The following is a 23992-nucleotide window of genomic DNA, read 5'->3' on the forward strand; positions in this document are numbered from 1 at the left end:
CGAGCATCGAGATTTACTACGTACCTCAATTTTAACTTCTTCATTCCTCATCTACTCTCAAATGAAACTTTTCGACTAAAAGAAATTCGCTTGTTTTTATGATTATAATTCCAATTAATTTACTCCAAAACTGACTGTTTTTATTGACTTTAGCTATGATAATAGTTATCACTAATCTTTATTATTAAAAACATTGATTGTACTTTTGCAATCTTTTCACAATATAATGGCATCAGATAGGAGTGATCCACTTGGAAAAATTAGCATGTAGCATTTATCGCGGGGGCACCAGTAAAGGTGTTTTCTTATTAAAAAAAGACCTTGAAGCACTAGCTGAAAATCAAGATCAGGTATTATTAGAAGTTATGGGCAGTCCAGATGTCAGACAAATTGACGGTCTTGGAGGTGCGGTCTCAACAACGAGTAAAGTAGCCATTATTTCTCCAGAAGATCAACAGGATTGGGATGTAAATTATACATTTGCACAAGTTTCCATCGACAAACCATTTGTTTCTTATTCAGGAAATTGCGGAAATATCTCCTCTGCAGTTGGCGTGTTCGCAATTGAAAACGGTTTTATAGAACCACAACATCCTGTGACCACGGTCAAAGTTTTTAATACAAATACCAACAAATTGATTTACGAACACATTCCAACTCCTGATGGGAAGCTTTCATACGAAGGAGATTTTAAAATTTCTGGCGTTCCCGGTACAGGCTTGAAGATTGAATTGGAATTTATCAATCCGGCTGGTTCCATGACAGGTAAACTCTTACCTACTGGCAAGCCTGTTGATCTGTTGAGCATCCCAGGCTTTGGTCAAATTGAAGTCTCAATCGTTGATGCAGCCAATCCGTTAGTTTTTGTAGCTGCTGAAAAGGTCAACTTAAAAGGTAACGAGTCTGCTCAAGAAATTGACAGTGATGCTGCTTTGCTAGACTTATTAGAAAAAATCCGTGGGGCGGCAGCAGAAAAATTGGGCTTCGTAAAAAAAGCCGAACTGAGTGCAAAAGAATCTCCGGGAGTTCCAAAATTGACGATTGTTAGCAAACCTGCGGATTATACAACCGTCAGTGGCGAAGAAATCAAAAAAGATAGCTTTGATTTGGCAGTCCGCATGATGAGCATGCAAAAAGCTCACAAGACAATTGCCTTGACTGGTGCCCTTTGTACCACGGCTGCTTGTGTCATCCCGAATACAATTCCTAATCAATTGTGCAATTCTAGTGATAAAATTACGCATTTAACATTGGGGCATGGAGACGGCTTGATTGATACAACCATTGACTATCAGGAAGTAGCAAATGAAATCAACATCAAATCGATTTCATCCTTTAGAACAGCCCGAAAAATTTTATCTGGAACTGTCTACATTAATAATTGAGGAGGTAACACAGTATGTTAGCATTTTTGGGATATGCAATGATTATTGTTTTCATGATTTTACTGCTTTCGAAAAAGATTTCCCCCTTCGCCGGACTTATTTTAGTTCCTGTGGCTTTCGGCTTTATTGCAGCTGGAGTCACTGATCAATCTTTCTTAAATGTTTTTGAATGGATTTATGAAGGGTTGTACTATCAAGTCGTTGGTGGTGAAGTGAGTTCTGGGGTTGCGCCAACAATTACATTACTATTATTTGCCATTTTATATTTCTCTATTATGTTAGATGTCGGATTATTTGATCCATTGAGCAAAATCTTAATCAAATGGGCTAAAGGTGATCCCCTGCGCCTCTGTCTAGCAACAGCAGCAATTTCGATGATTGTTTCTTTGGACGGAGATGGAACGACTACAGTTCTAATTGTAACCGCAGCAGTCTTATCCCTCTTCAAGAAAATGAAAATGCGGCAATTATACTTGGCCGTCTTAATCGCCATTCCGAATTCGATTATGAATTTAGTTCCATGGAGCGGGCCGATGGCTAGAGCGATGCCCGTTTTAAATATTGGACCAAAGGAATTCTTTGTACCATTAATCCCTGGGATGATTGGTGCGATGGCCATGACCGTTTATATGGCTTATCGCTATGGGAAAAAGGAACGAGCTCGGTTAAATTATTGTAACGGTGAAAGCATTGTTTCAGAAAAAGAAATTACTTCAATCATAGATTTCCTAGATTCTGATCCAAAAAATTTGAAACGGCCAAAACTGTTGCTCTTCAATTTCTTGTTAACTGTTGTCATCATGGTCCTACTAATTTTAGATATAATAAACGGCGGTATTTTATTCTTAATAGGAACTAGTATTGCATTGATTGCCAACTTTAAGGATCCAAATCTGCAGGCCAAACGTTTAACAGCCAATGGCGCAGAAGCCCTTGGACCTGTCAGTCTAGTCTTTGGTGCTGGTATTATTATGGGCGTGCTTAACGGTAGCGGCATGAGTGCTGGAATTGCCGAAAATATTGTGTCATTGTTACCAGAAAGTATGGGAGCTTATATTCCCTTACTGCTAGCTTTGATTTCATTACCTGGTCTATTCTTCCTGCCAAATGATGCCTTTTACTTTGGAATTTTGCCGGTAATCGCTCCAATAGCCTACAGCTTTGGTGCAACACCTGTCGAAATCGGAGTCGCTTCTTTGCTTGGACAAGCAGTTCGTTTTGCAAGTCCATTAGTTGCCTTCTTATATGTCTTAGTCGATCGAACGGAGGTCAACTTTGGCGACTATCAAAAGGAATATCTGAAATGGGGCATCCCTAGCTTCTTCATTCAATTAATTATCGCCATCTTAATCGGTGTCATTCCTTTGCCCTTCTTAAATTAAGGTTTTACACATCTCAATAAATTCTTGAGTATAGGGCGGCAGCACCCGATTTTTCCGATAACCAATCAACACTTCTGAAGCGAATAAATTAGTATTCGGCTGGCTGATGGAAAAGAAGTACGGCTGCTCCTTCAAGTTTAGATGCTCAACGTGATTTTCATAAACAAATGAAATTCCATAACCTGCAACAGTTAGATTCAAAGCTGTTTCGATATTTTTAGTATAAAAGACATTTTTAGGCTTCATATGATAATAACGAAAAATTTTTTCCGCCATTTGACCCGTTCTCTGGTTCGGGAAATGCAAAATAAATCTTTGGTCTTCTAATTGCTTCAAATCAAGGTAAGGATACTTTTTGGCTGACTGACGTTCCGGCTTTTGTCCTTGGCAAAAAACTCGCGGCACAGCCAGCAGTATCTCTTCTTTTCTGACAATTTCGTAGTCCATGTTTAATGTCCGGTCCGGTTTATTCATGATAATGACATCTGCGTGCCCATCTTGGATTTTTTTCTCCAAGTTAACAGAAGCATCTTCAATTAGTTCAATCTGAACATTAGGATACAGTTCACTAAATTTCGGCAAAATTTCTGGTAGCAGATACGAGCTACGCAGCAAGGGAATTGCTAAACGAATTTTACCGTAGCGCTGCTCCCGCATAGTCTCTAGGGTACTTTGAAAATTATCTTTTAACTCGAGAATTTGAACGCCTGTTGCCAAATACATTTCCCCCATGGACGTCAGCATAAACTTTTTGCCGACGACTTGGAAAACTTGAAAGCCTAAGCGTTCTTCCATATTTTTGATATAAATGCTCAAAGATGGCTGAGTGATAAATAGAGATTCCGCCGCTTTTGTCAAATTTTTGTGATTCATAATCGCCCGGATGTATTCAAAGTCTTTGATTTCCATAAAAACACAGGTCCTTTCAGTCTTATTACCCTTTATCATAAAGTATTTCAACTTTAACACAATACTTACTTATTTGGAGGCACCCACATGCAAAAGAAAATGATGATTAATAATCAAGAATATAGTTATTTTAGCCTTAGAGAATTAGCTGCAAAAAATCAGGTAGAGCTTTCCCGACTACCTTATTCAATCAGAATCTTAATTGAAAATATTCTACGTCAGGAAACAGCAGAAGGCGAATTGGTCCTGCAGCAATTACTACACTGGAATTTACCAGATACACATAAGGTAGAAATCCCATTTAAACCAGGTCGTGTTATTTTACAGGATTTAACTGGTGGCGCTGCTATTGTCGATTTAGCCTCATTAAGAAAAGCTGTGAAGGACTTGGGCAAGGATCCAAAGGTAATTAATCCTGATATTCTAGTTGATTTGGTGATTGATCATTCCGTTCAAGTAGATTTTGCTGGCTCAACAGCGGCTTTTCAAAAAAATGAAGAACTCGAGTTCAAGCGCAACATGGAACGCTACCGCTTTTTCAAATGGGCGGAACAATCCTTTGATAACTTTCGGGTCGTCCCTCCAGCAACTGGCATCGTACATCAGGTCAATCTTGAATATTTAGCAGACGTTGTTACAGAAAGAACGGTCGGCAATGAAACTTTACTTTTCCCAGATACTTTAGTCGGCACCGATTCTCATACGACGATGATTAATGCTTTAGGCGTATTAGGCTGGGGCGTTGGCGGCATTGAAGCGGAAGCCGGCATGTTAGGACAACCATGCTACCTGAGCACACCAGATGTCATTGGCGTTCGCCTAGTTGGAAAATTGCAAAATGGTGCAACAGCAACAGACCTTGCCTTAACTTTGACTAAAGTATTACGGGAGAAAAATGTTGTCGGCAAATTTGTCGAATACTTTGGTGAAGGCTTAGCTAATCTAACGGTATCCGACCGCTCTGTTGTCGCTAATATGGCGCCAGAATACGGTGCTACCTGCGGATTTTTCCCCATTGACCAAGAAACCTTAAATTATTTAGCCTTCAGTGGTCGCAGCCAAGACCAACAAGAAATTATCGAAGCCTATGTAAAGGAAAATCTATTCTTCTATGACGCTACCAAAGAAGCTGACTATACAGACGTCATTGAATTAGACTTAGCTGCTATCGAACCAAGTTTAGCTGGACCAAAAAGACCACAGGACCTGGTTCCTCTTTCAAAAGTCAAACAAGGTTTTATCGATTCCCTAAGCCTACCAAATGGCAATAGCGGTTATGGTTTGCAGCCTGAAGAAGAAAATAAAAAAGCAGTAATCCACTACGCTGACGGAGAAGAAGAAACTATTGAAACCGGCGCTGTAGTGATTGCTTCAATTACAAGTTGTACCAACACAAGCAATCCATTTATCATGTTAAGCGCTGGCTTGCTAGCAAAAAATGCTGTTGAAAAAGGGCTAAAGGTCAAACGCTATGTGAAAACTTCTCTGTCGCCTGGTTCAAAAGTGGCGACGCGTTATTTCGAAGATGCTGGTCTATTACCTTACCTTGACCAATTAGGCTTTGATGTTATCGGCTACGGCTGTATGACTTGTGTCGGCAATTCTGGTCCGTTAGATCCCGCAATCAGCAAGACGATTCAAGACAATAACTTAGTCGTTTCAGCAGTTTTAAGCGGCAATCGGAATTTTGAAGGCCGCATTCATGCTGACGTCAAGGCAGGTTACTTAGCTGCCCCTCACTTGGTCATTGCCTACGCCTTAGCTGGAAATGTCAAAGTCGACTTAACACGGGAACCAATTGGCTATGACGATGCCGGAGCTCCAGTTTATCTAAAAGATATCATGCCTTCAAACGAAGAAGTTGAAAAATTAGTTGCCCAATATGTAAAAACTGATTTATATAAAGAAGAATATAGTTCTGTCTTTACCTCTAATCAGCATTGGAATGAAATCGAAGTCACTCCTTCAACTACCTATGAATGGGATGAGCACTCGACTTATATTGCCAACCCGCCATATTTTGATAATTTTGAAGAACAGGTTCATCCTATTACACAATTAAAAAATCAGCGTGTTTTAGCAAAATTAGGGGATTCGATTACCACCGACCATCTGTCACCAGTTGGAGCTATTCCAATAAACTCACCTGCTGGTAAATACTTAACGAAGCATGGCGTAGATCCACGGGCTTTCAATTCTTACGGTAGCCGCCGAGGCAATCATGAAGTGATGGTCAGAGGAACCTTAAATAATATTCGTCTACGAAATCAACTGGCCGATGGCAAAGAAGGCGGCTTTACCAACTATCTGCCAACAAATGAAATTATGCCGATTTACGATGCCAGCGAAAAATATTTAAAGGATCAAACTGGCTTATTAATCCTTGCAGGAGAGGACTATGGCATGGGCTCATCTAGAGACTGGGCAGCCAAAGGCGTTCGTCTTTTAGGTGTCAATTCCGTGATTGCCAAGAGTTTCGAACGAATTCACCGTTCAAATCTCTTAATGATGGGCGTTTTACCACTACAGTTTTTAACAGGTGAAGATGCCGATAGCTTAGGATTAACTGGCGAAGAATCCTTTGACTTTTCAATTGATGATACTATTCAACCAAATGCTCTTATCACAGTTCGAGCAACAGATGACTCAGGCAACATCAAAGAATTTGAAGTTACTGCTCGCTTTGAATCAGATACCGAAATCGATTATTATCGAAATAATGGCATTTTGCCGATGGTCTTGCGGGGGAAGGTCCAATAGCCCTTCCTTTCTAACATCAACTTCAAAAAACAACCCCATTAACGTTCAGGAAATCTTTCGGAAGATTCCTAAATGTTAATGGGGTTGTTTTTTGTTTATAGCTCTTCAGAATTACCAAACTGCTGCAAACGTAGTATATATGGATGACTAAAGATGCTTTGTAAGAAATAAGTAGTTAGATGGTGATTTATATATAATAGTAGCAGATTGCTTTTTAAAACAATTCTAGCGTTTCCAAAGGAAGTAATCTTGCTGTGACTTTGCCAATGATTTGTTCAGTATTGATTAAGCCATAATAACGACTATCTGTAGCGTATGGACGATTATCACCAAGGAGCAAATATTGATCCATCGGCACTGCTTGTTGGGAAATAATTTCCATGAGCGAAAAGTCCTCAGTAAATTGATGACCATTGCTCTGACTTTCATTTATTTCAGACACAATAAATTTTTCATCTATTGCCTGATCATTTACATATAGAGTGTCTTCACGGTAGGTTATCTTTTCACCGGGCAAGCCGATTACTCGTCTAACTTGAATGGCCTCCCCTCTTTTAAATGCCACAATATCAAAACGTTTTATATCAAAATTTTTTTGAAGTAAAACCAATTCGTCATTGCGCAAAGTAGGTGACATTCCATACCCTTGAACCTCTTTTAGGGATACGAAAGCTGAAGCAATCAGTGATGCTAGCACAGCTGCTAACAATATGGCACCAAAAATCTCTTTCAGCAATCTTTTCCTTCTTCTCTTTTTATATTTAAATCGGCTTTTTTTTGACAAAATTGCTTTTTTCTTTTTTATTGCTAGTGAATTGTTCTTCTTAAGTTGTTTTCCCCTTTTTTTTAATGTAGGATTATCACTTATTCTAGTATTTTTCTTTTTTGCTACTTTTTTTTCACTACTTTGCTTTGTCGAGGCTGAGTTTAAAACTGGCTTTTGTTTATTTCTTTTAATATGTCTTTTCTGTCGATTAGTTGTTTTTCTCATGGAAAACACCTTTATTCCTCAAGAAGAGCAGCTTCATCAACATTGTAAAAATCAAAAACTTGTTTTTCATAACTTTTTACTTTTTCAATGTCCTGTAAATATTCATCCGATAGTTCTGTGTTGCCATAAAATAGGGTATAGTTGGCACTGCCATTCACGCCTAGCTCCTTAATCGCATTATAATAGCGATTTAAAGCTATCTGCCCCTCAGTAGTATTCAATTCACTCGCCTTCAAAGTACCATAGCTAGCCATCGAAGTGGACAAATAACGAATATTTTTTTGTAGTTTATCCTGCTCGTCCTGTTGGTCTTTAGCCAGTTGAATTTGATCTTCAAAATCTCGAATTAAATAATAGGATTTTACAATGGAGTCGGCATCATCCACTGACAAATTCATGGCTTGATAATAATTTACATAACCAGCTCCGCCACCAGCTATAAGAGTCAATATAAGAAGTATTGCAACACTCCTTATGTTGCGCTTTTTTCTTTTTTCCAATTGCATTTTTTGAATAGCAAATCTTTTTCGTTTCTTTTTATTCCGTACTTTTTTCTTCGGCAATCTTTTAATCTTTTTCTTTGTCTGAAAATAACGAATAAAGAAGAAGATAGCAAAAATCAGAAAGAGAATAGCACTTGCCAGACAGCCAATAAAGACCCATTCTAAAACTGTCATCTACTCCCACCTTTTCCTTTAAGCATTATGCTGTTTTTTCAGTTTTCTTCTTTTCAATCGTTCAGCCTTTTCCCGCTTCTTCTTATTTTTTTTGATTACTTGAATGACCACAATCAAAAAAACTACAACTGCAATAAAGCCAGCGACAATTAGAGCAATTAATTTCCAGTCAATTCCTTTTTCCTGTACTAAACCAATGTCCCGTTCGTTAAACTCATCTGCTTGTTCTTGGGTAATCTCAAAATCCTCTGACCACTCCCAGCGTTGATCTCCCGCCGTCACTAAAATAGTTGCTGTATAATTTCCTGCCACCATCTGTTCACCATTCATACTAATCGGAAAATCTATTTGAGTATTTGGTGCCATCCGCATTTGAGTTTTTTTCGTTTCATAAAGGACAGTACTTTCCCCTTGGTTAGTAATTTGCACCTCTGTCGACATATCATTCAAAATAGTCGCCTGTGTGTTGGAATAATTAATAAAAATCGTATTCCGATAATTTGCCGTTCCTGGATAGACTTGATTGAATTGTAAATCAGCTGCCACGGCAGTATCTGTTTCTTGAAGAATCATGGCGATTGCATAGGCAAACTTATTTTTAACAACTGAACCGCTGACTTCTTCCGCTTCTTCATCACTATCTTGTTTTTGCAGGCGAATACCGCCTAAGATGATGCCATCGTAAGTAGTCTCAGGCATTTGAATGTTGAGCTCTAAATCGCGGGACTCCCCAGCTGGAATCTCGACTGTATTGGGACCAGTCACGATATCGGCGAAATCAAATTTCAAAGAAGCATCATTTTCAATAGTCGTTTCACCGTACTCTAGCACACCATTTTGATTTGTTTTGGCACCATTTATGCCTATCTCAACTACAATGTCTTCTTCACTCGGATTGATTAATGAAATAGACACAGTTTGCTGCTGACTAGGACTCATCTGCAAATTAAAATAGCCTGCATCTCCCATCTGATTTTCAGGGAAATTGACATTGTAAGTAAAGCACGCTGCTCCTCCTGCACTATTATCTGAGGTGCTCGCCTCTGCTGAAGTTGCAGTACCTATAACAACACTCAAAATTAACAAAACTAAAGATACTATGTAATTTTTTTTTACTTTCACGCTTATTCACTCCATCCAACTATATAAATTGTGTAGTAATATTTACTTCTTTCTCTTTGGAACAAACTGTATGTTCCGTTGAAGAGTTTTCACTTGGTCTATATAGATTGTTGTAATATGTATAAATCATTGTAGATACCATCTGAAAATAAGAGCTGATGGGGATACCCACATCAGCTCTAGATCTTTTTTAGTTCATTGATAATTAAGGTTGAACAGCAATTGTCCAAGTTACTTCTGCTGCATAGTCACCAGTAGTCATTAACCCAACAGTATTTCTAGGTACAAATAATGAAACTGAGGTATCTGCACTATCAGTAACCCCTTTGTTAGCTCCTAGGTGATCATCCGCAACCCAATCAGCACTTTGTCCATATTCTACAAAGTACTCACCTTTACCTGTTAAGGCATCTGCTGCAACTGTTCCTGTATCAACAACAGTCGCAGAATCACCACTTTCATCTAAAGTAAAGCTAGAAAGCATGCCAGCTTCTGGCCAGATTCCTACATCGTAAGAAGAGTTCATAATTCCGTTATTGTAACTGATTGTTGCACCTTGTAGCGTTTCAGTTCCACCAACTTTAGTAAATTGTGTAGTCAGAGCTGCCGTTAAAGTATAACCCCGTTGATCATTACGAATATCTGTCCATTGTACATAAGCACCACGGCTGATTGGACCATTAGCATCAGTTGATGTATTTGCTCTTGCATAAGTAGTTACTGCATCTGTACCAGTTGTGATTCCATCAAAATAGAGATTAGAAACTGCTTGAATAATTAAAGTTCCAGTTTCTGTAGGTGTTGTTACTTCTCCTGGATCCGGTGTAATAGGTGTTGTTGGATTTTCCGGGTCTTTAGTATCACCGCCACCGCCGGCTTCCCCTTGAGTTACTTCAACTGAACCTGATGATACAACAGAGTTTCCAACAACTCCTGTTGATGCTGCCGCTGTTGTAGCACCCACTAAACTTAATCCCAAAGCAGCAATTAAGGTTGTTGCACATAAACTTCTTTTTTTCATTTTTATTTCCTCCTAGTTTTTTTAATTATGGTAACTCAGCTAAAAGCCAAGTTAACTCCGTTTCGTATTGCACCGGATAAATTTTTGTAGCATCCGGTATCGTTAATGAAATAGCACTATTTTGATAAGCTTGCTTTTGATAAAGCTCATCTATAATGGGAGCGCCAGTTTCATCAACTAATGGTGTTAAGGTGTTCCCCTGATCATTTTGGTTGCTTCCAGATGCCCCAAACTCAATGGTCCATGTCCCATAGCCATTGCCGGAAGCAGCTCTAGCAACCTCATAAGAGTTATTAATATTACTAATATTGATGGTATCCCTTGTAACAGTTGGCATTTTACTGGTATTTATTGCGTTCGCCCAACCTTTGTCAAAGGAAAGAACAGCCCCTGTTAATTCTTGCTCTGAGCTTTCTTGTACAACATCATTTCTAAATTGATAGTTTTGTTTGACTTGTAAGGTCCATCCATCTGCGTTTTCTCGTTCGTCAGTAATCTGAATGTAGCTACCTCTTGCTGGAGTATCACTATGAAAAAGCTGTCCCCGTACATAAAATATCCGATTACTATCGGTAATTTTTGCATCTCCAAAGTCTAGCGAAGAAACAAAGTCAAAGCGCAAAGCGCCTGTTGTAGAGTTATCTTCACCTGGATCGACTTCTTCACCGGGTGTTTCTGGATCAACTGGATCAGTTGTTCCTCTACCGGTCACTGTTACAGATCCGCCTTGATCAAGGCTAGATGCAGAAACTTCACCTTGATTTACGACTAGTGTTAAACTGGCTGCTGTCAATATAAGTAGAAATGAGGAAAGAAATCGTTTAGCTTTCATGATTTTCCTCCTTCTTTCTTTTTCTATAGAAAAGTATCGCAACAATCAGTAACAGAACTCCGCCAGCAACTGCACTAACATTTCTCACAATTTCTCCAGTTTGCGGTAATTTCCCTCCTGTACTTGGAAGTGAACTGGAAGTAGTTGATTCCTCAGTACTACTTGATGAGCTACTTTCACTATCACTGGAAGATGAAGAGGCTTGTGAAGAGTCACTACTTTCTGACTCCTCATAAAAAGTAATTTTCCCTTTGGTAGAAACCTCACCACCATTTACTGTTCCGCCTTGTGCTATGCCGCTAGTCGGAAAAACAATGAACGTTACCAAAAGCAGAACAGAGAAAACGATGATTGATTTAATTTTTTTTCTCATTTCTTCCTCCATTCTGTTTTTACGGTGGAGATACTTCTAATGTCCATAGGATAGTACCTTGATAGTCTCCTAGTCGGCTGGCATCGATGGCTTGGATATCTAGTTTTAGCCCATCTCCATCTGCGCTCCAAGCAGAGCTAATATTTTGACTACCACCACTACTCTTTTGATAGACTGTCGTTGACTCATCTTCTAACAAAGTTAAGTCACTATTCCCATATTGATAATGTAAGGCATTTGCTAAAACATGTGACCCACCCTCTAAAGTCATAGGCTTTTCAACAGTGGCTTTGATTTCCCAAGCGGTTTGACCACTTGCTCCTCGAGTATCACTAACTTCAAGGTCATCTCCAATAATCTTCGCTTCATTTACACGAATATTTTGAGCACGATATTCAATTGGTCCAAAGTTAATTTCTGACGGTGCTCTGACAATTTCAACTGTTCCTAAGACCACACCTCCAGGATTTACTACAGAGTCGGAAGCCGTTAAAGAATCTCCAGGAATAGTTTTTCCTTCAGCATTTACCGTATTAGTGATCGTTGTATTATAAGCATCACTTTCTACAACTGCAGTAAAACTAATCGTTGCTGTTTCTTGTGAAAGCAATGTTCCTGCTGTAAAAGTCAAAGTTCCATTTTCAAAAGAATAGTCTGTTGATTCAAGAGTTGTCCCATTGATATTTCCCGTGATTGAGCTTTCATCAAGTGTTAGAAAATCTGGTAACACATCAGTTGCAGTTACATCATTCAGGGTAGACGTCACACCATCACTACGACTATTTGACACTACAATTGTATATGTCAGCCTATCTCCAACCGATGTTGTACCATCTGTACTACTTGAAACAACTGTTTTGTCAACAGCGATATCCGGCATAATATCCTCTACGACATACTCTGTAACACCGGTAAAGGTTGCATCATGATAACTTATCGTTTGATACGGATTAATATTCCCTGTAGTGTTATTGGTACTTGGTGGGCTTACAACCGTGCTCGCCTCGCCTGCATTATCATTGAAGAAAATTGAAACTTTTTCTCCAGCAACAAAATAATCACTAACTGTCACTGACCAAGTTCCATCCGACTGAACTGTGAAGGTCTCAGGAAGGAAAATTGGCTCGTCTGCATCACCGGCTGTAGCACTTTTAACACCGATATAACCAGTTGCCCCAGGCTCAGCATCACTTCCACTTAATGTTCTAGAAGCATTGGTGACTTGATCGTCAGTTATGGTTGGTGTTGGTATGGTTGGAGGTGTCACATCAACCGCTGTAATTGGAGTTTGTACCCAACGTTCATCAATAGCTGGTGTCCCAACGTGCACTTGACCACTATCAGGATCGCCAGTTCCACGCCAAGCCCTTAAAACTTCTATTTCGGAGCCCGCTTCTATAAACTCAGTGTTACCATTTACAATATTCTCAATCGTGAACATACCGTTACGGGCTGTTTCACCATAGACAGAAACATTCGCAGAAGTTACCCCTGTAAGAACATAACTTGTGCTGTCAGGTTTTGTTACTCTGACCTCAACTGTTACTTCATCCGTCCAAGCATCGCGAATACCTTCTACCCCTTCAGGAATTGAAACGTGTCCATAGATATATTTGTCAGCATCTGTTGAAACTCGCAGCTCATCGACAATTGGGTAGGCATTATTCCCACTTACTCGGGCATAGTTTTGCATCCGATTTGCCGTTACATTGAAAAAATTATACATTTCTGTTGTGGATGCGAAACTAGTTCCAACTAGTCCTGGGAGCAACTCCATTGCGAAACTCGCAGCTACAGTATTAAATTGAGCAGAGCTGCTAAACCCCACATCGCCTAAAGTAAAAGCTTGCGCTGGGTCCCCATCTAAGTTGACGGAGTTACCAATCCTCCAGACACTCATATCCGAATTGACGGAGCGCATCACTCCCGTACCATTGAATACCCTCGTATGATTGTTATTTCGGAAATCGTAATAAAGCATGTTATCAAACTCTAGCGTGCTATTGGTTCCATAATTAAAAGTGTAACCTGACCCGCTAGAAGCAACCTGAAATTCTGTTCCAGATTCAGCTATGATATTCACTGCATAATCTGAGATAATACCTCCAGAACGATATGAGTCGATGTCAACCATACTGCGGGCATCCACTAGGTTGAAAGCATTTCTCATCGAACGGCTTGTATCATACTCAATTGCATATTCATTGGAATTACTTTGGACGTAGACCCGTGATTGTCCAGAAACATTCACCACATTATCGCCGCCATACATACGAATAGCCGCTCCACGATTAGCCGTCGCTGCAGCACCACTAGCGTTGATATCTTCTTTTTCTACTCTAAGAACGGAGTTATTCTTGATATTAAAGGTCATGTGACCTTCTAATCTGAAGCGGATTGTGCCCCCCAAAGTGTAACCATTGTCAGATTGAACAGAAGCATTAAATGTAGATGCTTCGTCTACATCAAATATCCCGTAGTCACTCATCATTACTGTAACTGGTGACCAGCGGCCATCCAAGTCCAATAAAGAACCATTTGCCACGGAGTAATGGGCGTTTGGACCCTCTACGCATATGAGGCCGCCGTAACGGTCGCGATACCTTGTCGTTCCGCTCAATTTAACAGTACTAGGTGCTGAACCATCATCTACTCCCGTGTAAAAATTAAAGTAGGATCCCTCAACAGCTATCAGAGGCGTAATTTGATTACTTCCTTCCAACGTGGATCCTTGTTCAACTCTGAATTGAGCTCCGTTTGTTCGGTCAGTTCCACTAAATGTTGAATAATAAAGCATGTCCACTAAATCCACTTGAAGATGAGCAGCATCAGTCAGAACAAAAGACTTAACTTCAAACATCCGTTGCCAGTCTGTTCCAACAGACGTTTGTCCAGAAGCATTATTTGGTGCGGTTCCATAGTCACTAGCAATCAGGTTATTTTGCCCTCTAAAGGTTGCAGTAGCTGTTGGAGCATACATGATACGCTTTGTATTTCCCAGGCCCTTGTTATAAACAAAATTCTCAAAATTAACCGACCAAAGTCCGTTAGTTTCAGCTGAATAAAGTAGCGCATTTCCCAGTCTATTATCTGCAGTCCGATCTCCCATCCCTCTGAACTCAACATTTGTAAGACTAAGGGAAGTTGCAGTTGTGATACCACTGCTCAATACAATCCCTGCACCAGCCGTTCTGTATGAATTACCAAAATTAATCACTCGATTAGCTGGTTGACCTGTATCGTCTACTCCGATGATTTCTAAGTTTTTGGATAGTGTTGCCACGTATGGATCGACTGTTGGCGTAGGATTCGCAATATCTGCAGTTAATTGGATCACTGTTGTTGTTGCATCAGAAATAGCTGCCGCAAACTCTGCCCAAGTTGCTACTGGTGTAATAACCTGTGTCCCAATAGCTCGTGCATTTCTTGTTGTAGCAGTTTGAATTGTTGGAATTTCCAACTCTTCATAAGTTAATATTTCTGCTTGTTGATATAATTGAAAATCTTGTTCAGCAACAGAAGTCCCATCAATGCTTAGGGAAACTTTACCTTGCTCGACTCCTTCAGTTGCCTTTTCTTTCTTCATGCTGCTTTCAATTCTCAATGATTCATCCGCTGCCTGAGTTTTAATGGTTAGTTGCTGTTTTTCAACATCAACCGTCACATCAATTGCTTGATTGCTTCCTGCAGCCAATTCATCACCATCTTCTTCACCGATTACCAATCCAGTTGTATCTAGTACCAAGGTTTCATCACTTGGATTAGCAATAACAATCGTAAGTGCTAGTCCACCTTCAGATTCTGCAGTGTTGGACAACTCCAATTGATAATTAGAAGACTCAGCTCTAGTTACCTCAGTATTTGCAAGTTCTTTTCCTAAAACCGAAATTAGCATGGTAATCATTACGGCTAGCAGCAACACACTAAATCTGTATTGCTTTTTCCCAAATTTCATTTTTTATCAACCCCTTTCTTGTCCCTTTTTGTGTACTAGGTAGGAATAGACACATTGACAAATTAGTCACTCCCTGTAGTCTAAGGCAGGAAGACAAAGAACCTTTTTTAAGGTTCTTTTCACCAACAAAACACCACCTCCTTTAAATTTCAACTCCTAAAAATTGTCAATCCAATGCTAGTTAGGTAACCGACCTACTACTCAAAAGAAATTTTTCCTTTTCCGCTGATAATTAACGCAAGCCTTATATTCCTTCAGGCTTTTTAAGAATATAGGCAGCAAGTAATGCCTTTGAAAGATTGACAACATACTGCAGGTATAATGCTGGTATATTCACAAAGCTACTTAAACTTATTTCTTGTTCTAATGTTTAACTTCCTGACACGATAGAATAAATTAATTACGTTACTTTCTCCGCTAAATATGTAGGAATACTGGCACACATTTTTTCTTGCAGCGCATATCCTTTGTTCCAATGAGTCTCAATTAGATTTTCATCTAAACCTGCCTTAACCATTTTTTTCTTTAAACGACCAATAATTTGTGATAGCTGTGCTAAAGAAGAATTTGAGACCCCCTGCCCCCAAATTGCATCACTTAACTCCACACGGCTGACAAACTCTCCGTTGTTCTCTAACAAGATATTAAAAAGTTCTTTTTCTTTTTTGGACATCGTTGACATAAACGAAGCTACTAAATGAATTGGAATTTCAGCCATGTTAGCCTCTTCACTACCTTTAGGAAACACCGTCGCAAAAATTTTAACTGCACGAGTATCCATCAAAGTTTCTCGTAATTCTGTCAGTGTCATACTCGAATGCAAAAGTTTAATCTCATCCAATTGATTTGCTTCTTCATGGTTCGTTTCAAAATCCACTTGTTCATCAATCCGAAACAAACGAACTTTGTTGGATTCCGCTAGTTCACTAATTTTTTCTGCCTCATCATTAGCAATGCTTTCACTTAGAACAACTGTTTTGAACAACCTGAACATGCTTGTGTCACGATTACAAAGTATTCGCTCCAACAATTGATTTGAACAAAAAACTTCATAGCCTAATTGTTGAATTCTAGATTGCCATTCTCTATCCATATAGATGTTTTTTGTTAAAAACAGAACCTGTTTCATAATAATCACCTCTATTTATTTATTTCACAGCTAGGTTTTAAAATGAGTTCATATAGGAAAATCTAATTAAACTTTTGTGCTTGCTTTAAAGCCAATTAGGATAATGTGACACATTTGATTGTCAATCCTTCGAAAAATTAAGAAAGTGCTTTAACTTCCTATAACTATATATTATGCGAACCTATTATTTATTAGCTTTACTATCAGGGTAAAACCGTCTTTTGACGGTCTGTAAGACGGCCAAAAGGAATGTGCCATTTTTCTATTTTTAACAAACTGAAAAAAATCATTATTATTGTTCTATCTATAACTTTCAGCCATAATGATATTTGTATAAATATATTTCAATAATATTTTTATCTACCTATTAAAAAAAAATCCTACACATAACCCTCCTTTTTTCTTGAAAGCCTTCCTCAATTAATTCCTAGATTTCAACCATCTATATTTTGTGTACATTAGGAAACAACAACAAATTGCTTCGCTCGCTATATTGCTATCTCATTATTCTAGCTATTTTCACTTTGTTTCACCGACATTTCCGCCATCACTACTCATTTATTCCTAAAAATCTTCGCATCTAAGAAATATTTTTTTGAGAGCAAATTAAAATATCAAAGAATTGACTGTTTTAATGACGGCGGATAATTCTCTCAGCATAATTTGAAACAAGAAACACTGTTAACTAAGCTTTTTATCGGCAAATTTTTCTTTAAATATTTGATAAAAATGAAAAGTTTAAAATCACAAAAAAACCTCATTTTTTTAAAACCTCATTTTTTTAATCATATTTCATAATATTTTATTTGAAATAGGATTGACATTGGAATTAATTACATTTAAAATTTAATTATTACGAAATATATGACGGATAATACCTATTATTTCGCATAATATATAGTTATAAGAAATTTAATCACTAAAAACCGATATTTTTCATCATAAATATAAAAAACAATTCTGAAGATCAGTATTTTAAACTGATTTTCAGAATTGTTTTTTGATTATATTATTTACTTCAAAAATGAACTAGTCCATTTCCTCTTAAAGAAACAGCAAGTCGAGTTATTTCACAAATAAATATTAGCTTGACGGTTAATAAAAGGATTTTACAATCCTTTTCCTTTACGATGCTTACATATAGAGTAACTCTTTCAATGATAGACTTAGAATAATCAAAACTTCTTTTCAGACCATCTCCTCTAGTTCATCCATCAATACCACACCTAGCTAATTGCCTTTCCCAACTCTTAATTTGCGACTTTCGTTGCTGATATATTCCCGCAATAACTTGAATGGAAAAGGGTACACCGTTAGTGAACCATTTTTGACAATATCAATATCTGCTAAAGAAAGTTCAACTAGCTTATGTTCAGAAATTGAACTGGGGTGATTGTGTCCGACCACAACAGAAATACTGTTGGACAACAAAGCTGGTTTCAAGATATCCCGCGGGATTGCCAGACTTTGATTTAGTCCACCAATATGTGCCAAATGGATAAATGTGGGTTTCCTGCGTGCATTTAAGCCGGCGACAATAAGGTGTTCCCGATCTTTTTTCTGAATAAACGGCGCAAATAATTGATACAGTGCGTGCGGGCTATCGACAACCCGTTCGGCATACAAAATGGACGATTCTTTGACTATCTCCAAGTGAACAATGGCGACTCTTTTTTGTGGAATGTAGCTGTCTGTTTGACGCATTTAGTTTCCTCCTCTACTTAATATTCATCTGGTAACAACATCGTTTGATAACTGCCATCGTCTATCACCCAGACCTTTTTTACGTGAAAATGAGCCAGCTCTGTAGTTAAGGGGTATTGATGATGCGAAATGACAAAGGGTTCTTCTTGGTGGTGAATGACTTCTATGGACTGCCTTTGTTGGTCTGGATTGAACTCAAAAATTTGTAAGTAGTCTAACGAGATATCTCCCTTTTCCTCTTTGGTATCAATCAATTGTCACAGGTAGCGTTGTAGCGATTGGGGAACCGCACCAGCCACTCCTTTGGTCATGTATCGATTTTCTTTCCTCTCAAACATGATTTTCCTCCTTTCATTTTGAGCACAAAAATGGACCAATCACCGGTTAGGATGATTGGTCTTCATGGTTATAATATATATTTAAAATTTGAATGGATACAAACAAATCATAGACTAGTTACTCAGAATATGTTTGTGCAAGATAGTGCTGCTTTTTTCTATGAGATGTGTAACCGTTATCTTTTTTTCCGACGTACCGATACCGTTCCTACAAAGCCAATCAACGATACTGCCGCAAGTCCAAAGCCTACTTTTAAGCCTTGGGGAAAGAACACCAGCTCAATCTGATTCTTGCCGGCACTCAACGGGAGGGTCAAAAAGGCTTCCTTAAATAAAGGAATCACCACTTTCTCACCGTTGATATAGGCTGTCCAGCCTTTGTCATAAGGAATCGTAGTAAACAAGACTTGGTCATGGTCCACCGCTACGCTCCCCGTGACGTGGCTCCCCTCAACCGCTAACTCCACTCCCTTTTCAGCCATCTGTTCATAGCTGGATACAAAGCGCTCGTGATCAATTAAAACCATATCGGGTTTGACCCATTCAAATTCTTGTTCTTCCCCCTCATACATCAAGTTACTAATTTCAATCGTAAACTCAATTGTTTCAGCTTCAGAATAGCTGCCAAGATTGTAGTATTGCCCATCCATCAAAGAGGAATTAAATTGCGCCTCGTCCAACTTTAACGTCAAATACGGATTTCCAATGGCAATACGATCGGAAAAATAGGCAGAGAAATAGGCTTGTTTCCCTGCTGGAATCTCTGCACGATAGGTCAGTTCAATCGGCTCGTCAATGTCATCCGGCTCCAATGCTTGTAACGTCGTAGTGTTCACGGTTTCTTCGCTAATGGTGACATTTTGACTGTCCACTAGCTCCACTGCTTCAAAATCAAAAAGAGATTGATTTGTCCCAGCCAACTGATTAAACAGCTGGGATTGATTTTCTACCGTATTGTCTTGGTAAATGCCATCATCTGTTAAAATCCCTAAGGGCAGGACATACTCATTTTCATACAGTCCCAAATCGCCTTCCCGCTCAATTTCTTGATAACCAAACTTCGACAAAGGTTGATGGGACAAGTTATACTGAATCCCTAAAATACTATCCATCAAAATGGTGTTGTTGATATAGCGAATATTTAAGTTGGTATCATGAGATCGAAAACCCAAACTGTCCAGATACGCCGACGAGTGTCGATTGCGAATCGACGAAAACATTGAGACACCATGGTAGCCGTATAAAAAGGAATCATTTGGCGTACTCGCGGTGACATTCTCCATCCGGAAAAAATCTTGGTTCTCTGCCTTTGCTAGAGCCACTAATTCAGATGTGGGGGCATAAGTCTTGGTATACAATTCTCCGGTGGCATAATTCCATTCAATCGCTACACCACGGATAATCCCAAACGTATTAATCCCAGCCTCGCCAATCATCACCAATGTCAAAAGGAGCCAGCCGATTTTCTGCCATCGGAATTTGTGCCCCACGACAATAAGCTCGAAATAGACCAGTAAAAAGCCAATCGTCCAGAGATAATTGTCCCCATAGATGTAACTCTCCTCTTGGCGATCCATCCACAACTTGACACCCGTGAACAAGATCACTAGCACAATGATGATTCCGCTCAGTATTTCCCAGTCCTCCTTTGAAACAACTTCTAAGGCATAGGCCGCCAGATTGATCAATAGAAAGGAAAAGACAAAGCTAAAGCGGAACAAGAACATATTCGGTGCATGCATCCCTTGCCAGAGCAGATTCAGCGGTTCCAAATAGAAACTCAGGAGAATAATTCCTAAAAAACACCCGAAGGCAAGCTTCATGTTCCGAGAAATTTTCTTAGTAATGAAGAAAAAGAGGCCAAAAATAAGGGCGACCAACCCAATCGAAAGAAAGGGGATTGAGCCAAACTTGGTCGTATCATAGACCCCGACAAAATTTTTCAATAGGAGATCTAACGGTCCTGTACTATCCGTTATCAGATTGGTAATGGGAGTGAAGGACTCCCCATTTTGGGTCAAATCCAACAAGACCGGCAATAAAAGCGGCATGGCGGTGCCCCCTGCCGCAAAGGCGGTTCCCAAGTAAGGGAGAATCGCTGACTTCCGCTGTTTGAAATCAATGGCACTATAGGCAACGAAATACAAAAAGCTAAACAAGCCCACCATAAAGGCCATATAAAAATTGGAAAGAAACATCAACACATAGCTGACAAACAGCAGGACAGGCTTTTTCCTTTGAACCAGCCGATGAATCCCCCAAATAATCAGTGGCAGGTAAATCAGCGCGTCAAACCACATGATAATTTCAGATGTCGCCACCATAAAAGACATCAGCGCATAGGCAACCGACAGTCCCACCCGAATTGATGTACCTAGCCTAAAATTATAACGACAGTATACGGAAAAGCTGAGCCCCATTAAACCAAATTTTAAGAGTGTATAGAAATACAGAAAATCTGGTATCTGATTATTTTGAAAGAACAAGACCAGCGGGGTAAAAATGCCACTAAGATAATAACTCATAAAGGACCAGTTGTTTAACCCCAACGAGCCCGACCAATTAAAGAGGACGGAGTCGCCCTCTTTAATCATCTGATTAAAAAAGGCATGGAAAACGGAGTATTGAGAAAACGAATCACTCGCCATCACGGTCCGTTGACTGCCAGGATAGATACTTAAGAGGTTATACACGATGACCATGATGCCAATCGGAATCAGAAAAGATAAGAGAAAACTCAGGCCTTCTTTTTTTAGATACTGCGACACTTTTTTCATAAAATCCTCCTACAGTCACATTATTCAATCCCACCAAATCGTTGCCATGGGTAGACTACCATCTCCACAACTCCGGTAATATCCGTTGCGGCAACGAGACCAAACGCACGACTATCCACGCTAAAGGATCGATTGTCCCCTAAGACCAAATAAAAGCCATCGGGAATTCTCGTGTGATACTCCCCGGGCAATTCCCGCATGGTAAAATCTTCGGTGACTTGAAAGCCGTCTTGGTAGGCTTGTTGCAATTGTTCGATTAGAAATCGTTCTGTAATTTGTCGACCATCCACCCATAGCTCATCATCAAGGTAGCGTATTTCTTCACCGGGAAGCCCGATAATACGGCGTATTAAAGACTGATTCTGACGATTCGGCACTTGAAAGGATACAACAGAGAATCTCTCAATATTGCTATATTTGCTTATAATCACCTTGTCATTTGCTTGGATTAAAGGACTCATCCCATATCCGTCATTTGTTTCAACACGAAAAAAAACAACAAAAACGGTCATGAGAATCACCAGCACAATTACATTAGTGAGTAATATATCCATGACAATCCGTTGTCTCTTTTGGATTTTTTTAATCTTAATTCGCTTTTCTTGTTTCTGCTTCTTTCGATTGCTTCCTTTTTGTAAACTAGCAACTTGCTTTTGACTTTTTTTCTCTAATTGTAATAAACGAGACGCTTTATGTGTTCGTGAGGTTCGAACATCTTTTTTGATATACTTGACTGGTCTCTTTCTTCTTTTCGACCTCTTCATAATCAGGCGCCTCCTAAGAAGCTGACAAGGTGGATTCATCAATGCGGAAATACTCAAACACTTTTTGTTGTGAGGATTTCAGCCGCTCCACATCAGATAAATAACTGCCATTTTGATCCGGATCTTGCATCTGTTCGATAGAAATTCCCGACAGATTAATCCCAAGGCGCTTCATTCTCTCAAACAAATCCTTCATTAAAAGTTTACCTTCTTGAGATAATCTGGGATCCGGTGTCTCCGTTCCATAACTAGCTAATCGAGCAGCAACATCATAAATCGTCGCTTGCAACTGTTCGGGATTATCCGTTGTTGATACATCCTTTAAATCTCGTTCGATTTCTTGAGTTAGGGCGTAGCCTTGAACTAAGGCATCAGAGTTCCCACTTGAAAGTGTGGTTGCTTGATAATAGCGAACATAAAAAGAGAGCGGTATAAGCAGACTTCCCAAAAGAAGTAAGATAAAAAATCTTTTGCGAAATATTCTCTTTTGTTGATTTATACCATGCATAGTTCTTCGCCAACGTTTTACCAATGGTTTCTTTTTTGGAGGTCGTTGTTTTCGATGCACCTGCAATTGTTTTGACTTAATATACCAATTGACCAAGCAAACGATTGCAAATAACAGACACAACACGGCAAGGGAAAGTAATCCAATAACGAGCCAATCTAAAAATTCCAAACGTCTGCCTCCTCAATTCTTTTATTTTTTTTTCTTTCGTATTCGTTTCTTTTTTGACAACTTGATATGTTTCTTCTTTCGTAACATACGAATTAAGAACCAAACCAGTAGGAATAGAACCATTATTCCCAAAACAATCAATGTAATCAAACGCCAATTAATTCCGGACTCTTGGACAAGCGACAAATCAGATTCGTTATACTCACTGGCTTGCTCTTCGGTAATTGTAAATGGTTCAGTCCATTCCCACCGACCGCCAGCCTCAGTTGTCACAACAATATGGGCTCGGTAATCCCCTGAAACCATTTCTTGCCCATTTAAGGAGACAGGAAACGTAATCATCGAGTTAGGTGCCATTCGCATATTGGTTTTCCGTGCATCATATAAAACTTCATCAGAAGTATCTGACATGATTTGAACCTCTGTTGCCATTCCATTAACAAAAATCGGTGCGGTATTAGAATAATTGACAAAAATAGCATTCTGGTAATTGTCTAAACCTGCGTACGTCTCGTTGTATTGCATATTTTCTGTGATTCCTTCAGTTTGCCCGACACTCAAAAGCATTCCTGTCATATAAGCAAATTTGTTTAAAATCATTCCTTGTTGCCCTTCAGATGCCGTTCCTTCTGCAGTAACTTCTTCCAAGCGAATTCCACCGGCAATAAATCCATCAAAGGATCCATCAGGCATATTGATCTCAATATTTAATGGGACAGTTGAATTAGCGGGTATTTCAACATCATCAGGAGCAGTAACAATATCTGCAAAATCGTAGACCAAGGATGCATCGTTGTCGATATCAATATCAGAATATTCAATTACACCGCTACTATTGGTCTTTCCACCATAAATTCCTACTGATATTGAGATTGGCTCTGATGAATCGTTCGTTAGATTAATTTGTACTACTTGGTGTTGTCCGGGTTCCATCGTGAGATCAAAGTAGCCAACACTGAGATTGCGTTGATTTTCTGGACGAATGACTTCGAAGGAAAATCCACCTTCTTGTTGTTCAATCGTAGCCTCATTGCTGCTCTCACTAGTGGCGTAAACTGGTGTCGCAAAAGTCCAACCAAAAATTATGTACAGTAGTAAACACACTAAAAACCTTTTTCTTCGCATAGCTGTTCTCCTTAAAAAGTGGACAAGAAATCCTTAATTTTGGATTTCTTGTCACACCATGCTTCATGT

Annotated in this window: 18 protein-coding genes; 3 read left to right on the forward strand and 15 right to left on the reverse strand. The window is 39.2% G+C overall.

Annotated elements, in window-relative coordinates; all coding sequences use genetic code 11:
• The first annotated feature begins 251 nt into the window (after positions 1–251).
• Both ORH16_RS16175 and ORH16_RS16180 read left to right on the forward strand, forming a co-directional pair.
• Positions 252–1385, forward strand: a complete 1134-nt coding sequence (locus ORH16_RS16175) for a 2-methylaconitate cis-trans isomerase PrpF family protein (protein WP_265459913.1) — start codon at positions 252–254, stop codon at positions 1383–1385.
• Positions 1386–1399: 14 nt separating this feature from the next.
• Positions 1400–2767, forward strand: coding sequence for a CitMHS family transporter (locus ORH16_RS16180; RefSeq protein WP_265459914.1), 1368 nt, complete (start codon positions 1400–1402; stop codon positions 2765–2767).
• Here the strand turns inward: ORH16_RS16180 and ORH16_RS16185 are convergent.
• Positions 2759–3676 (reverse strand): LysR family transcriptional regulator, encoded by a 918-nt coding sequence (locus ORH16_RS16185; RefSeq protein ID WP_265459915.1) that lies wholly within the window; start codon positions 3674–3676, stop codon positions 2759–2761. The two genes, ORH16_RS16180 and ORH16_RS16185, sit on opposite strands and share 9 nt — an antisense overlap.
• A gap of 87 nt (positions 3677–3763) precedes the next feature.
• Between ORH16_RS16185 and acnA the strand changes: the two genes are divergently transcribed.
• The gene (acnA, locus tag ORH16_RS16190; RefSeq protein ID WP_265459916.1) at positions 3764–6436 is read left to right on the forward strand and encodes an aconitate hydratase AcnA; all 2673 of its coding nucleotides are present in this window, start codon (positions 3764–3766) and stop codon (positions 6434–6436) included.
• A 214-nt stretch (positions 6437–6650) separates the two neighbouring features.
• On the opposite strand, the gene lepB (ORH16_RS16195) is transcribed toward acnA, so the two are convergent.
• The 14 genes from lepB (ORH16_RS16195) to ORH16_RS16255 form a co-directional block, all read right to left on the reverse strand.
• Positions 6651–7427: a signal peptidase I gene (lepB, locus tag ORH16_RS16195; RefSeq protein WP_265459917.1), complete on the reverse strand. Its 777-nt coding sequence runs from the start codon at positions 7425–7427 to the stop codon at positions 6651–6653.
• 11 nt (positions 7428–7438) lie between these two features.
• On the reverse strand, positions 7439–8104 hold the full coding sequence (locus ORH16_RS16200; RefSeq protein ID WP_265459918.1) for a hypothetical protein: 666 nt from the start codon (positions 8102–8104) through the stop codon (positions 7439–7441).
• 18 nt (positions 8105–8122) lie between these two features.
• Positions 8123–9226, reverse strand: coding sequence for a DUF916 and DUF3324 domain-containing protein (locus ORH16_RS16205; RefSeq protein ID WP_265459919.1), 1104 nt, complete (start codon positions 9224–9226; stop codon positions 8123–8125).
• A 205-nt stretch (positions 9227–9431) separates the two neighbouring features.
• Entirely contained in the window at positions 9432–10247 is an 816-nt protein-coding gene (locus tag ORH16_RS16210) for a WxL domain-containing protein (protein ID WP_265459921.1), read from the reverse strand.
• Between the two features lie 25 nt (positions 10248–10272).
• Entirely contained in the window at positions 10273–11079 is an 807-nt protein-coding gene (locus ORH16_RS16215; RefSeq protein WP_265459922.1) for a WxL domain-containing protein, read from the reverse strand.
• Positions 11069–11452 (reverse strand): LPXTG cell wall anchor domain-containing protein, encoded by a 384-nt coding sequence (locus ORH16_RS16220; RefSeq protein WP_265459923.1) that lies wholly within the window; start codon positions 11450–11452, stop codon positions 11069–11071. The genes ORH16_RS16215 and ORH16_RS16220 overlap by 11 nt, the downstream gene beginning before the upstream one ends.
• Positions 11453–11471: 19 nt before the next feature.
• Positions 11472–15407, reverse strand: a complete 3936-nt coding sequence (locus ORH16_RS16225; RefSeq protein WP_265459924.1) for an isopeptide-forming domain-containing fimbrial protein — start codon at positions 15405–15407, stop codon at positions 11472–11474.
• Positions 15408–15807: 400 nt separating this feature from the next.
• On the reverse strand, positions 15808–16536 hold the full coding sequence (locus tag ORH16_RS16230) for a winged helix-turn-helix domain-containing protein (RefSeq protein ID WP_265459925.1): 729 nt from the start codon (positions 16534–16536) through the stop codon (positions 15808–15810).
• Between the two features lie 1230 nt (positions 16537–17766).
• A complete protein-coding gene (locus ORH16_RS16235; protein ID WP_265459926.1) occupies positions 17767–18240 on the reverse strand; it encodes a JAB domain-containing protein in 474 nt (157 codons plus the stop codon).
• Positions 18241–18257: 17 nt separating this feature from the next.
• Complete coding sequence (locus ORH16_RS18980) at positions 18258–18494, reverse strand: DUF960 family protein (RefSeq protein WP_416207875.1); 237 nt, start codon at positions 18492–18494, stop codon at positions 18258–18260.
• Positions 18495–18754: 260 nt separating this feature from the next.
• The gene (locus ORH16_RS16240) at positions 18755–21355 is read right to left on the reverse strand and encodes a YfhO family protein (protein WP_265459927.1); all 2601 of its coding nucleotides are present in this window, start codon (positions 21353–21355) and stop codon (positions 18755–18757) included.
• Between the two features lie 20 nt (positions 21356–21375).
• Positions 21376–22119 carry a signal peptidase I gene (gene lepB, locus ORH16_RS16245; RefSeq protein WP_265459928.1) on the reverse strand — a complete coding sequence of 248 codons (744 nt, stop codon included), beginning with the start codon at positions 22117–22119 and terminating at the stop codon, positions 21376–21378.
• A gap of 13 nt (positions 22120–22132) precedes the next feature.
• On the reverse strand, positions 22133–22798 hold the full coding sequence (locus ORH16_RS16250) for a hypothetical protein (RefSeq protein WP_265459929.1): 666 nt from the start codon (positions 22796–22798) through the stop codon (positions 22133–22135).
• 21 nt (positions 22799–22819) lie between these two features.
• On the reverse strand, positions 22820–23923 hold the full coding sequence (locus tag ORH16_RS16255) for a DUF916 and DUF3324 domain-containing protein (protein ID WP_265459930.1): 1104 nt from the start codon (positions 23921–23923) through the stop codon (positions 22820–22822).
• Positions 23924–23992: the final 69 nt, after the last annotated feature.

The organism is Enterococcus sp. HY326 (assembly GCF_026157065.1).
GTDB lineage: Bacteria > Bacillota > Bacilli > Lactobacillales > Enterococcaceae > HY326.

What these genes read in the sequence shown, in the direction of transcription:
- ORH16_RS16200 (WP_265459918.1), bottom strand. Translation starts at nt 8,104, where the DNA reads ATGACAGTTTTAGAATGGGTCTTTATTGGCTGTCTGGCAAGTGCTATT.
- ORH16_RS16215 (WP_265459922.1), bottom strand. Translation starts at nt 11,079, where the DNA reads ATGAAAGCTAAACGATTTCTTTCCTCATTTCTACTTATATTGACAGCA.
- acnA (WP_265459916.1), top strand. Translation starts at nt 3,764, where the DNA reads ATGCAAAAGAAAATGATGATTAATAATCAAGAATATAGTTATTTTAGC.
- ORH16_RS16220 (WP_265459923.1), bottom strand. Translation starts at nt 11,452, where the DNA reads ATGAGAAAAAAAATTAAATCAATCATCGTTTTCTCTGTTCTGCTTTTG.
- ORH16_RS16210 (WP_265459921.1), bottom strand. Translation starts at nt 10,247, where the DNA reads ATGAAAAAAAGAAGTTTATGTGCAACAACCTTAATTGCTGCTTTGGGA.
- ORH16_RS16185 (WP_265459915.1), bottom strand. Translation starts at nt 3,676, where the DNA reads ATGGAAATCAAAGACTTTGAATACATCCGGGCGATTATGAATCACAAA.
- lepB (WP_265459928.1), bottom strand. Translation starts at nt 22,119, where the DNA reads ATGAAGAGGTCGAAAAGAAGAAAGAGACCAGTCAAGTATATCAAAAAA.
- ORH16_RS16180 (WP_265459914.1), top strand. Translation starts at nt 1,400, where the DNA reads ATGTTAGCATTTTTGGGATATGCAATGATTATTGTTTTCATGATTTTA.
- lepB (WP_265459917.1), bottom strand. Translation starts at nt 7,427, where the DNA reads ATGAGAAAAACAACTAATCGACAGAAAAGACATATTAAAAGAAATAAA.
- ORH16_RS16230 (WP_265459925.1), bottom strand. Translation starts at nt 16,536, where the DNA reads ATGAAACAGGTTCTGTTTTTAACAAAAAACATCTATATGGATAGAGAA.
- ORH16_RS16225 (WP_265459924.1), bottom strand. Translation starts at nt 15,407, where the DNA reads ATGAAATTTGGGAAAAAGCAATACAGATTTAGTGTGTTGCTGCTAGCC.
- ORH16_RS16255 (WP_265459930.1), bottom strand. Translation starts at nt 23,923, where the DNA reads ATGCGAAGAAAAAGGTTTTTAGTGTGTTTACTACTGTACATAATTTTT.
- ORH16_RS16235 (WP_265459926.1), bottom strand. Translation starts at nt 18,240, where the DNA reads ATGCGTCAAACAGACAGCTACATTCCACAAAAAAGAGTCGCCATTGTT.
- ORH16_RS16240 (WP_265459927.1), bottom strand. Translation starts at nt 21,355, where the DNA reads ATGAAAAAAGTGTCGCAGTATCTAAAAAAAGAAGGCCTGAGTTTTCTC.